The organism is Achromobacter sp. FW305-C-30-7, from assembly GCF_058783105.1.
Map to the genome: position 1 here is coordinate 548,220 of NZ_JBYSYI010000002.1, position 11,718 is coordinate 559,937.

An 11,718-nucleotide genomic window follows, 5' to 3' on the forward strand; every position below is an offset into this window, starting at 1 on the left:
TAAACGAGAATGCCGCCGGGAGCCCGAGGCTGCCGGCGGCATCCGATCACCGCCCATCCAGTCCGCCCAAAAAGGCCGGCAGGATGGAGGCAAGATTCAGGCCGTCACCACATCCGCGGGCTGATTGGTCAGCAAGGCCAGCAGGCGGGCGATTTCCTCGCGCAGCTGGCGGCGGTCCACGACCATGTCGATGGCGCCCTTCTGCAGCAGGAACTCGGCGCGCTGGAAGCCTTCCGGCAGCTTTTCGCGCACGGTCTGTTCGATCACGCGCGGGCCGGCAAAGCCGATCAGCGCCTTGGGCTCGGCGATGACCACGTCGCCCATGAAGGCAAAGCTGGCCGACACGCCGCCCATGGTGGGGTCGGTCAACACGCTGATGAACGGCAGGCCGGCCGCCGACAGGCGGGTCAGCATGGCGTTGGTCTTGGCCATCTGCATCAGCGACAGCAGGCTTTCCTGCATGCGCGCGCCGCCCGAGGCGGCCACGCAGATGAACGGCGTCCGGTTGTCCAGGGCGGCCTGGGCGCCGCGCGCAAAGCGCTCGCCCACCACCGAGCCCATGGAGCCGCCCATGAATTCGAATTCAAAGCAGGCCAGGGTTGCGGACACGCCGCGGATCGAGCCGCTCATGACCACCATGGCGTCGGTTTCACCGGTTTGCTTGACCGCTTCCTGCAGACGCTCGGGATACTTGCGCGTGTCCTTGAACTTCAGCGTGTCGACCGAACGCGTGGTCTGGCCGATTTCGACCCGGCCCTCGACATCCAGCAGCGAATCGATGCGGGCGCGAGCCCCGATGCGCATGTGGTGGTCGCACTTGGGGCAGACGTGCAGGTTGGCCGCCAAGTCTTCGCTGTACAGCACCGATTCGCACGACGGGCATTTCACCCAAAGGCCTTCGGGAACGCGGCGCGGGCCGCTTTCGCTGGTTTTGTTGATGCGAGGAGGCAGGAGTTTTTCGATCCAGCTCATTGATTATTCATCCCGTATGAGGTCACGCCCGCCACTCAGGCCGACGCGCTTGCTCGTTTTACTTGATCCAGCGCTTGCCGGATGGTGCGCAGCCAGCCGCTGGCGGCGGTGACTGCGGCGTCGGTTTTCTGGGCCGCGGGGGCGTCCGCCGCCGCCTGCTCCATGGTTTCAATCAGTTTGCTGCCGATCACGACGGCGTCGGCCGCGCGCGCCACGCGCTGGGCGCTTTCGGCGTCGCGGATGCCGAAGCCCACGCCTACCGGAATATCGCGCACGTGGCGGCGGATCACGGCCAAACGCTCGGCCACGTCATCGGTATTGAGCGAGCCCGAACCCGTGACGCCCTTGAGCGACACGTAGTACACGTAGCCGCGGGCGACCGCGGCTACGGCCTTGATGCGCGCTTCCGTGGACGTGGGCGCCAAAAGGAAGATCGGGGCGATGCCATGCTCGCCCAGCGTGGCCGCGAACTCGACGACTTCTTCGGGCGGATAGTCCACCACCAGCACGCCGTCCACGCCAGCCTGCTCGGCGCGGCGCGCGAACTCGGCCTGGCCCATGCGTTCTATCGGGTTGGCGTAACCCATCAGCACCACCGGCGTGGCGGTGTCGCGCTGACGGAACTCGGCCACCAGGTCCAGCACGCGGGCCAGGCCCACGCCCTGCGCGATGGCGCGGTCGGCGGCGCGCTGGATCACCGGGCCGTCGGCCATGGGATCGGAGAACGGTACGCCCAGTTCGATGACGTCGGCGCCGGCCTCGACCAGCGCGTGCATCAGGGGAACGGTGGCGGCGGGCGAGGGATCGCCCGCGGCAATGTAGGGAATCAGCGCCGCGGCGCGGCCGGATTCGGCGGTGCGCGCAAAAGCGGCGGCGATGCGGTCGGTGCGAGTGGTCATGGACAGGGCCTCAGAGCTCGATGCCGGCCTGTTCGGCCACGGTATGCATGTCTTTGTCGCCACGGCCCGACAAGTTGACCAGGATGACGGCGTCGCGCGGCAGCGTGGCGGCCATCTTCACGGCTTGCGCGATGGCGTGCGACGACTCCAGCGCAGGCATGATGCCTTCGATGCGGCAGCAGTCGTGGAAGGCCTTGAGGGCTTCCGCGTCGGTGATGCCGACGTATTCGGCGCGGCCGGAGTCCTTCAGCCAGGCATGTTCCGGACCGACGCCGGGATAGTCCAGGCCGGCGGAGACCGAATGGGTTTCCTGGACCTGGCCGTCGGCGTCCTGCATGACGTAGGTGCGGTTGCCATGCAGCACGCCCACCTGGCCCGCGGCCAGGGAAGCGGCGTGGCGGCCGCTGTCCATGCCCTCGCCCGCCGCCTCGACGCCGATCAGGCGCACGTTTTCGTAGGGAATATAGGGATGGAAGATGCCCATGGCGTTGGAGCCGCCGCCCACCGCCGCCACGACGTAGTCGGGCTGGCGGCCAGCGGCTTCAGGCATCTGCGTCAGGCATTCGTTGCCGATGACGGTCTGGAAATCGCGCACCATGCGGGGATAGGGGTCGGGACCCGCCACCGTGCCGATGATGTAGAAGGTGTTTTCAATGTTGGTGACCCAGTCGCGCATGGCTTCGTTGAGCGCGTCCTTCAGGGTGCGCGAGCCGGAGTTGACCGGCACCACCGTGGCGCCCAGCAGCTTCATGCGGTAGACGTTCGACGCCTGGCGGCGGACGTCTTCGCTGCCCATGTAGACCACGCATTCCATGCCGTAGCGGGCCGCCACCGTGGCGGTGGCCACGCCGTGCTGGCCAGCGCCGGTTTCGGCGATGACGCGGGGCTTGCCCATGCGCTTGGCCAGCAATGCCTGGCCGATGCAGTTGTTGACCTTGTGGGCGCCGGTGTGGTTCAGGTCTTCGCGCTTAAACCAGATCTGGGCGCCGCCCACCATTTCCGACCAGCGGCGGGCATGGTAGACCGGACTGGGACGGCCCACGAAATGCTTGAGTTCGTAGTTGAACTCTTCCTGGAAGGCGGGGTCGACACGGTAATGGTCATAGGCCGCGCGCAGCTCGTCGAGCGCGTGCATCAGCGTTTCCGCCACGAAAACACCGCCATAAGGGCCGAAATGGCCCTGGGCATCCGGAAAGTCGTAAGGTTTCACCAAGCATCTCCCCCGGGTATCGCGGCGGCCACTGCCGGCCGCAAATCCGGTTTGCAACCCGTCATTTTACCTGACGCCGGCAGCGGCCGGGCGCTACGCCCTGGCCGCCCCGGCAATCGTCGCCTTGCCGTCAGAGCGACTGCCCCAGGCGGCGCAGGAAGGTGTCGCAGGCGGCCAACTGGTCCAGCGCGACGTACTCGTCAGGCTTGTGGGCCTGTTCGATATGGCCGGGGCCGCAGACCACCGTGGGAATGCCGATGCCCTGGAACAGGCCAGCCTCGGTGCCGTAGGCGACCTTGCGGGTGGCGCGGTCTTCGGTCAGGGCGCGCACCAGCTGGGTGATGGCGGCCTCCTCGGAAGCCTCAAGCGCGGGAGCCGCCGCGCCAGTCTCGATTTCGATGCTGGCGCCGTCGAACTCGGCCTGCATGCGCGGCAGGAGCTCTTCGCGCACGTATTTTTCAACTTCTGCCTGGATCTGGTCGGGCTGCATGCCCGGCAGGTTGCGGAACTCGTAGGTGAATTCGCACAGCTCGGGGATGGTGTTGACCGCGATGCCGCCCCGGATCTGGTTGGTGGTCATCGTGGAAAATGGCACGTCGTAGAACTGGTCGTAGGGGCCATTGGCCTTGAAGCTGTCGGCCAGGTCGCGGATACGGCAGATCAGGCGCGCGGCGTATTCAATGGCGTTGCAGCCGCGCGGGGTCAGCGACGAGTGCGCCGCCTTGCCGTGCACCTTGCAGCGGAACAGATTGATGCCCTTGTGCGCCACCACCACCTGCATGCCGGTGGGCTCGCCCACCACGCAGCCTTCGGGGCGGATGCCGCGCTCGTGCAGATCGGCCAGCATATAAGGCGCGCCGGCGCAGCCGACTTCCTCGTCGTACGAGAACGCCAGGTGCATCGGCTTTTTGCGCGGCATGGCCAGAAATTCCGGCACCAGCGCCAAAGAACTGGCGATGAAGCCCTTCATGTCGCAGCTGCCGCGCCCATAGAGCAGCCCGTCTTTTTCGATGAGTTTGAACGGATCCGTGCTCCAGTCCTGGCCATCCACGGGCACCACGTCGGTGTGGCCGGACAGCACAATGCCGCCCTGCATGCCGCCATCCTGGGCGGGCAAGGTGGCGAACAGGTTGGCCTTGGTGCGCTCCGGATTGTGCGCCAGCCATGCGTCGACGCCCTGGCCCTTGAGCCAATCCCGGACGGTTTCGATCAGGGCAAGATTGGAATTGCGGCTGGTGGTGTCAAAGCCAACCAGCGTTTCCAGCCAGGTGCGCGCGTTCATGTCACTACTCTCTTGGGGAAAAAGAGGAGTGTAAGGCCAGCGCGCATCCGCGTCTCGAACGAACCCCGGCACACAAGCGCCTAGAATGTCGCCCGGTTAGGCAACCCCCCAAGGAGAAACCGTGCAGCACAAAGCAGTTCCCACGCGCAACATCGTGGCGGCAGTCATAGGCAACGCCCTCGAATGGTATGACTTCCTGGTGTTCGCGTTCATGACGCCGATCATCTCGAAGTTGTTCTTCCCGACCGACCCCAGCGTACCCGGCAGCGAGCTGAACGCGATCCTGATGACCACCGCCATCTTCGGCGTCGGCTTCTTCATGCGTCCGGTCGGCGGCATCATCCTCGGCCTCTATGGCGACAAGAAAGGCCGCAAGGCGGCCATGGTCATGGTGACCTCGCTGATGGCCGTGTCGATCGCGCTGATCACCGTCGCCCCCACCTACCACGCGGCCGGCATCCTGGCCCCGATCTTCATCCTGATTGCGCGCCTGCTGCAGGGCTTCTCCGCCGGCGGCGAATTCGGCACCTCGACCGCGCTACTGATCGAAATGGCGCCCAACGGCAAGCGCGGCTTCTATGGTTCCTGGCAGATGGCCGGCCAGATGCTGGCCCTGCTGATCGGCGCGGCCTGCGGCACGCTCATCACCGAATTCTTCACGCCCCAGGAAATCGCCGATTGGGCCTGGCGCCTGCCGTTCGCCTTCGGCCTGGTAATTGTCCCCATCGCCATCTATATCCGCCGCAACGTCGATGAAACCGACGCCTTCAAGCAGCTCAAGGAAGAAGAGCGCCAGGCCGCCGCGCGCGGCGAAGTGCAGCGCCTGAGTCTGGGCCAGATGCTGAAGACGCATACCCGCGAAACCCTGATCGGCGTGGGCCTGGTCGTGACCGCGACGGTGTCCATCTACATCACCTTCACGTATCTGGTGACCTACTCCACCCAGATCCTGAAGCTGCCGCTGAACCAGACCTTCCTGGTGCAGATGGCGGGCGCGGCGCTGATGGTGCTGCTGACGCCCTTCATGGGAGCCTGGTCCGACCGCGTCGGCCGCCGCCCCATCGTGATCGGCTCGCTCATCGGCTACCTGATCGTGCTGTACCCGCTGTACTACTGGCTGTCGGACGCGCCGTCCATCGGCCGCCTGCTGGCCGTGCAAGTCGTGGTCTGCCTGTTCGTGTCGGCATTCTTCGGCGTGTTCAGCACGGTGATGGCGGAGCTATTCCCGGCGCGCGTGCGTTCGGTGGGCCTGTCCCTGGCTTACAACGTGGCCGTGATGATTTTCGGCGGCTTCGCGCAGTTCATCGTGACCTGGCTGATCAAGACCACCGGTTCGCCGATGGCGCCCGCCTACTACGTGATGTTCGGCGTGGCGCTGGGCCTGATCGCCGCGTTCTACATGCGCGACCGCGCGCACGAGCAGCTGGACGACTGAGTCCCGCTTGCGCCCGGGCCGCCCGGCCCGGGTTTCCCGCCTAGCGACGCGTCGCCGACGACACGCCTTGCACTTCGGCCAGGGCGTCCAGCGCGCGCGACAGCGATTCCCCGCCGCGCACTTCCACCGTGAACACCATATGAGCCAGCGACTGCTTGCTCTGCGTGTTCACGCCCACCACGTTCAGGCGCAGCCGCGCAAAGACTTCGGACAGGTCGCGCAGCAGGCCGGAACGGTCGTGCGCGCGCACGCTGATATCCACCGGATAGAAGGTGTCGGCGGTCTCGCCCCAAGCCACCTCGATGACGCGCTCGGGTTCGCGCGCGGCCAGCGCCAGATAGCTGTGGCAGTCGCTGCGGTGAATGGACACGCCGCGCCCGCGCGTAACGAAGCCAGCAATGAGGTCCGGCGGCGCCGGACGGCAGCAACGCGCCAACTGCGTCAACAGCGACCCTACTCCCACCACCAGCACGCCGCTCTTGCCGCTTTTCTCGGCACTGCCGGCGCTGGCATGGCGCAAGGCGGCCGGCTGCGGTTCGACGGCCGGCCCGGGCTGCTGGAACAGCGTATCGATCTGCCGCAGGCTGAATTCTTCCTTGGCCGCCGCCACGTACAAATCGTCGGCGCGGGCGAATCCCAGGTTCTGCGCCAACTGCTCCAGATTGACGGCGGTCTTGCCCAGGCGCTGCAATTCCTTTTCGACCAGGCCCTGGCCCTGGGTGATGCGCTGCTGCAATTCGATCGCGTTGAACCACATGCGCACCTTGGCGCGGGCCCGCGGGCTGGCCAGGAAGCCCAGCTGCGGATTGAGCCAGTCGCGCGACGGCCCGCCGGACTTGGCGGAGATGATCTCCACGGTCTGGCCGGTGGACAAATGGGTCTGCAAGGGCACCATCTGCCCATCGACCCGCGCGCCGCGGCAGCGGTGGCCGAGATCGGTATGCAGGTGATAGGCGAAATCCACCGGCGTGGCGCCGGCCGGCAACTCGATCACGCGCGCCTGCGGCGTCAGCACGTAGATGCGCTCATCGGTATGGGGCGGCGGCGTCGCCGGGCCGCGCTGCTTGCCCGATACCGGCTTGGCGGGCGCGGGCTTGGCGGGTTCGCCGCCACCCTCGACATCACTGTTCCAGGCCAGCAGCTGGCGCATCCACGCCAACTGCCGGTCATATTCGCTGGAGGCCGCCACCTGGCCGCCCTTGGCGCCCGCTTCCTTGTAGCGCCAGTGCGCGGCCATGCCGTACTCGGCGAACTGGTGCATTTCGCGCGTGCGGATCTGCACCTCGAACGGACGGCCGTCGTCGTCGGCCACCACCGTGTGCAGCGACCGGTAGCCGTTGGGCTTGGGCCGCGAAATATAGTCGTCGAATTCTTCTGAGATCGGCGTCCACATTTCGTGCACCATGCCCAGCGCCGTATAGCAGCCGCGCACGTCGTCCACGATGATGCGCAGCGCGCGCAGGTCGTACATCTGCGAGAAATCCAGCCGCTTCACCCGCATCTTGTTCCAGATGCTGTAGATGTGCTTGGGCCGGCCGCTGACCTCGGCTTCGACCCCCGCCTTGGCCAATCCGGTCTGCAGGCGCTCGATCGCGCCGGCGATGAAAGCCTCGCGCTCCACCCGCTTTTCTTCCAGCAGGCGAGCGATCTGCTTGTACTTTTCAGGCTCCAGGAAGCGGAACGCCAGGTCTTCCATTTCCCACTTGATCTGCCAGATCCCCAGGCGGTTGGCCAGCGGCGCGTACAGGTCCAGGGTTTCCCGGGCGAAATCGGTGGAGCACGGTGCCTTGCTTTCCGCGTGCCAGCGCAAGGTGCGCAAGCGCGAAGCCAGCCGCATCAGCACGATGCGCAGGTCGGCCGCCATGGCCAGCAGCATCTTGCGCTGCATTTCCTTTTGCGAACCGCTTTCGGCCGCGGCGTCGCTCGCCTGCCGCGCCACCACGCCCAACCGCAGCAGCGCGCGCGTGCCCTGCACCAGCCGCGCGATCTCGGCGCCAAAAGTCGCCGCAACCGGGTCGTTGCGCAGTGACGGCGCGGGGGCCATCAGGTCGGTCGGCAAGGCGGCCAGCAGCGCCGCCGCGCGGGTGGCGGCATCGGTATGCAGGGCCGCCAGGATGCGGACCACGCCCGCGCCGTGCCCGGCCAGCGGCTCGCCGGTCAGCGCCTGTTGTCCTTCGAAACGCGGCTCGGCCCAGGCCACCGCCTGGTCGATCAGCGCCATGCCGTCGGCATCCAGGCCGGCGCCTACCTCCTGGCGCCAGGTAGCGTCGAAAGGCGTAGGCGCGTCGGGAACAGGCGGGGCGGACATGACGGACGGCAGGCGGATGTAGTTGGATATCCCGACACTCTACACTAGGGTTTGTAGACACCAAAAGCAGCCGCTAGCCCCGGCATATGGAAGGAACTGAAGCTTATGTTGCGCTGGCTCAAGGGCCGGGGCGCCCGCCCCTCCGCGGTGGCCGAAATGCAGGCCCGCATCTCGCCGGAACTGTGGCAACAGGTACTGGAGGCCCACCCGTTCCTGGCGGCCTTGAACACCGAAGAAGCGGCTCAGCTGCAGGCGCGTTCCGCCTGGTTGCTGGCCAGCAAGAACATCAATGGCGCGCAGGGACTGGAGGTCTCGGATTTCATGCGCCTGAGCATCGCGGCCCAGGCCAGCCTGCCCATCCTCAACCTCGCGCCCGAACTGTATGAAGGCTGGGACGAGATCATCGTGTACCCGGCCAGCTTCCGCATCCCGCGCTCCAGCCAGGACGATGACGGCGTGGTGCACGAATACATGGAGGACGCGGCCGGAGAAGCCTGGGAAGGCGGGCCGCTGGTGCTGTCCTGGGAAGACACCCAGCTCTCCGATGGCGGCTTCAACGTGGTCATCCACGAGTTCGCCCACAAGCTGGACCTGCGCTCGGGCTACGCCGACGGCATGCCCTCGCTGGCTGCGCACCCCGAACTCAAGCCCCAGGCCTGGCGCCGCATCCTGGACGACAGCCTGGACCGCTTCATCGCGGCCGTGGAGGCGGTCGAAGCCGCCATCCCGCACGATGTGGATCCGGAAAGCGAGGCCGCCGACGCCTGGTACGGCCAACTGCCCATGGACCCTTATGCCGCCACCGACGAGGCCGAGTTCTTCGCGGTCAGCTCGGAACACTTCTTCGTGGATCCCCACCCCATGCACGAAGCGCTGCCGCAATGGTATGGGCTGCTGCGGGCTTACTACCGGCAGGATCCCCTGGAACGCTACGCATGAAACAGCTGCTGATCGTGTGGCATTCGCGCACCGGCGCCGCGCAACAGATGGCCGAGGCTGCGGCGCGCGGAGCGCGGGCGGCCGCCGCACAGCTGGAGCAGGCGACCGATCTGAGCGTGGTCCTGCAACGAGCCGCGGACACCCAGGCCGAAGCGCTGCTCGCCAGTCAGGCCTATCTGTTCTGCGCCCCCGAGAACCTGGGCTCGCTGAGCGGCGAAATGAAGGAATTCTTCGACCGCAACTACTACGCGGTGCTGGACCGGATACAGGGGCTGCCCTATGCCTGTACCATCAGCGCGGGCAGCGATGGCGCGGGCGCGGCGCGGCAGGTCGAGCGCATCTGCACCGGCTGGCGGCTCAGCGCCCTGGCGCCGCCGCTCATCGTCAACATGGGTGCGCAGACCGCGCAGCAGATCCTGGCGCCCAAGACCGTGGCCGGCGCGGATCTTGCAAGATGCGAGGAATTGGGCAGCCTGCTGGCCGCGACGCTGTTGCTCGGGCAGTAGCCGGCGTACGCGTAGGGAGAAAGATGGTGGCGGACTCGAAAGTCCGCCACCGGCCAGGCGCCGATAGCGCCCGGCGCGGGGAAGCGTCTTAGACGGCAGCCGTCACAACGATTTCGACCTTGAAATCCGGATTGGCCAGGCGGGCCTCGACGGTGGCGCGCGGAGGCGAATTGCCGTCGGCGACCCAGGCGTCCCAGGCCTTGTTCATGCCGTCGAATTCCTTCATGTTGGCCACATAGATCTGGGCCATCAGGATCTTGGTCTTGTCGGTGCCGGCTTCGGCCAGCAGGCGGTCGATCGTGGCGAGCACTTGTTCAGTCTGGCCGGTGATGTCCAGCGTGGAATCGTCCGGCACCTGGCCGGCCAGGTACGCGACGCCGTTGTACACGGCCATGTCGGACAGGCGCTTGGCCACGTGGAAGCGCTTGATGCTGCTCATGAATAGTCCCCTAGATTCGAGTGGGTTGGGTGGAACAATGCAGAAGAACCCGCAATTTACCCCGAGCCGCCCTCAGGCGGGAGGCAACTGGAACACCTGGCGCAGATAGGCCAGGTAGGCCGGATCGTCGCACATGGTCTTTTCCGGCGCGTCGGACACCTTGGCCACTGGCTGGCCATTGCAGCGGACCATCTTCATGACGATCTGCAAGGGTTCATGGCCCAGGTCGTTGGTCAGATTGGTGCCGATGCCGAAGGACACTTTGCAGCGCCCGGAAAACTGGCGGGCCAGTTCGATGGCGCGCGGGAAGGTCAGCGAATCCGAGAACACCAGCGTCTTGGCGCGCGGATCCACGCGGTTCTTGCGGTAGTGCTCGAGCAGGCGTTCGCCCCAGACGAAGGGATCGCCCGAGTCATGGCGCGCGCCATCGAACAGCTTGCAGAAATACATGTCGAAATCGCGCAGGAAGGCATCCATGCCGTAGACGTCCGACAGCGCGATGCCCAGGTCGCCGCGGTATTCCTTGGCCCAGACTTCCAGCGCGTACACCTGCGAATCGCGCAGGCGCGGACCCAGCGCCTGGCAGGCCTGCAGGTATTCGTGGCCCATGGTGCCCAGCGGCAGGACTTCGTGCTGCTTGGCCAGCAGCACATTGCTGGTGCCGGCGAAATGCTCGCCCATCTGCGCCTTCATGGTGGACACGATTTCCTCATGCCAGACCTTGGAGAAGCGGCGGCGCGTGCCGTATTCGGCCACGCGGAAGTCAGCCAGCGCGGGATCGTCCAGCACCAGGTGCATCTTGGACTGCAGGCGCTTGCGGCCTTCTTCCCAATCGGGATTCTTGCGCGTGTTGCGGAAATAGACCTCGTTGACGATGGCCAGCACGGGGATCTCGAACAGGATCGTGTGCAGCCAGGGGCCCTTGACCTCGATGCTGATTTCGCCCGGCCCCTCGCCTTCCGCTATATGGATGCAGCGCTCCGGCAGGTGGAACAGTTCCAGGAAATCGATGAAGTCGCTTTTGATAAAGCGCAAGCCGCCCAGATATTTAAGCTCGTCCTCGGTGAAGCGCAGCTGGCATAGCTGGCGCACTTCCTCGCGGATTTCATCCAGATAGGGACGCAGGTCGACCCCGGGCGTGCGGCATTTGTAACGGTACTCGACCTGGGCAGCTGGAAACTGATGCAGAACCACCTGCATCATGCTGAATTTATACAGATCGGTGTCGAGCAGCGAAGTGATTATCATGATGGCGCGTTTCGTTTCGCGACACCATAGCATAGAGCCCCTGCTGTTAAGGGCGAAGGGCCACTATGTCAATACGGGTATTGCCGGCACATCGGCGCGGCATTGGGTAAAATCCGCCCAACAAGACACAAAAGCCGCCGCTCCCGGAGTTCCTGAATGACCCACGTTGTCACCGAAAACTGTATCAAGTGCAAGTACACCGACTGCGTAGACGTGTGCCCGGTGGACTGTTTTCGTGAGGGTCCGAACTTCCTCGTGATCGATCCCGACGAATGCATCGACTGCGCCGTCTGCATCCCGGAATGCCCGGCCAATGCCATCTACGCCGAAGAAGATGTGCCGCAGGACCAAATGAATTTCATCGCGCTGAACGCCGAACTCTCGCCCGAATTCGCCAGCATCAGCCGCGCCAAGAAGCCCCTGCCCGACGCCGACGAATGGAACGGCAAGCAGGACAAGCTGCAATACCTCGAAAAATAA

Annotated in this window: 11 protein-coding genes; 4 read left to right on the forward strand and 7 right to left on the reverse strand. The window is 65.6% G+C overall.

All coding sequences use genetic code 11. From position 1 onward, the window contains the following. Nucleotides 1-96: 96 nt before the first annotated feature. The 4 genes from accD to argE form a co-directional block, all read right to left on the reverse strand. Nucleotides 97-972: an acetyl-CoA carboxylase, carboxyltransferase subunit beta gene (accD, locus tag AC3WOB_RS09500; protein WP_013392208.1), complete on the reverse strand. Its 876-nt coding sequence runs from the start codon at nucleotides 970-972 to the stop codon at nucleotides 97-99. 35 nt (nucleotides 973-1,007) lie between these two features. Continuing rightward, nucleotides 1,008-1,871: a tryptophan synthase subunit alpha gene (gene trpA, locus AC3WOB_RS09505; protein WP_013392207.1), complete on the reverse strand. Its 864-nt coding sequence runs from the start codon at nucleotides 1,869-1,871 to the stop codon at nucleotides 1,008-1,010. 10 nt (nucleotides 1,872-1,881) lie between these two features. After that, nucleotides 1,882-3,081, reverse strand: coding sequence for a tryptophan synthase subunit beta (gene trpB, locus AC3WOB_RS09510; RefSeq protein ID WP_013392206.1), 1,200 nt, complete (start codon nucleotides 3,079-3,081; stop codon nucleotides 1,882-1,884). 130 nt (nucleotides 3,082-3,211) lie between these two features. Then, on the reverse strand, nucleotides 3,212-4,363 hold the full coding sequence (gene argE / locus AC3WOB_RS09515; protein WP_013392205.1) for an acetylornithine deacetylase: 1,152 nt from the start codon (nucleotides 4,361-4,363) through the stop codon (nucleotides 3,212-3,214). Between the two features lie 121 nt (nucleotides 4,364-4,484). On the opposite strand from argE, the gene AC3WOB_RS09520 reads away from it, so the two are divergent. After that, nucleotides 4,485-5,798 carry an MFS transporter gene (locus tag AC3WOB_RS09520; RefSeq protein ID WP_492274819.1) on the forward strand — a complete coding sequence of 438 codons (1,314 nt, stop codon included), beginning with the start codon at nucleotides 4,485-4,487 and terminating at the stop codon, nucleotides 5,796-5,798. Nucleotides 5,799-5,838: 40 nt separating this feature from the next. Here AC3WOB_RS09520 and AC3WOB_RS09525 read toward each other — a convergent pair whose 3' ends face one another. Then, complete coding sequence (locus AC3WOB_RS09525) at nucleotides 5,839-8,106, reverse strand: RelA/SpoT family protein (protein ID WP_492274820.1); 2,268 nt, start codon at nucleotides 8,104-8,106, stop codon at nucleotides 5,839-5,841. A gap of 105 nt (nucleotides 8,107-8,211) precedes the next feature. Between AC3WOB_RS09525 and AC3WOB_RS09530 the strand changes: the two genes are divergently transcribed. Together AC3WOB_RS09530 and AC3WOB_RS09535 are read left to right on the forward strand one after the other, a co-directional pair. Beyond that, entirely contained in the window at nucleotides 8,212-9,045 is an 834-nt protein-coding gene (locus AC3WOB_RS09530) for a M90 family metallopeptidase (protein WP_492274821.1), read from the forward strand. Continuing rightward, nucleotides 9,042-9,551 (forward strand): NAD(P)H-dependent oxidoreductase, encoded by a 510-nt coding sequence (locus AC3WOB_RS09535; RefSeq protein ID WP_492274822.1) that lies wholly within the window; start codon nucleotides 9,042-9,044, stop codon nucleotides 9,549-9,551. Before AC3WOB_RS09530 ends, AC3WOB_RS09535 begins: the two co-directional genes overlap by 4 nt. 88 nt (nucleotides 9,552-9,639) lie before the next feature. Here the strand turns inward: AC3WOB_RS09535 and AC3WOB_RS09540 are convergent, their stop codons facing one another. Continuing rightward, a complete protein-coding gene (locus AC3WOB_RS09540; RefSeq protein WP_013392200.1) occupies nucleotides 9,640-9,990 on the reverse strand; it encodes a RidA family protein in 351 nt (116 codons plus the stop codon). A 72-nt stretch (nucleotides 9,991-10,062) separates the two neighbouring features. Continuing rightward, nucleotides 10,063-11,238 (reverse strand): nicotinate phosphoribosyltransferase, encoded by a 1,176-nt coding sequence (pncB, locus tag AC3WOB_RS09545; RefSeq protein ID WP_041652688.1) that lies wholly within the window; start codon nucleotides 11,236-11,238, stop codon nucleotides 10,063-10,065. A gap of 156 nt (nucleotides 11,239-11,394) precedes the next feature. Between pncB and fdxA the strand changes: the two genes are divergently transcribed. After that, nucleotides 11,395-11,718, forward strand: a complete 324-nt coding sequence (gene fdxA, locus AC3WOB_RS09550; protein WP_013392198.1) for a ferredoxin FdxA — start codon at nucleotides 11,395-11,397, stop codon at nucleotides 11,716-11,718.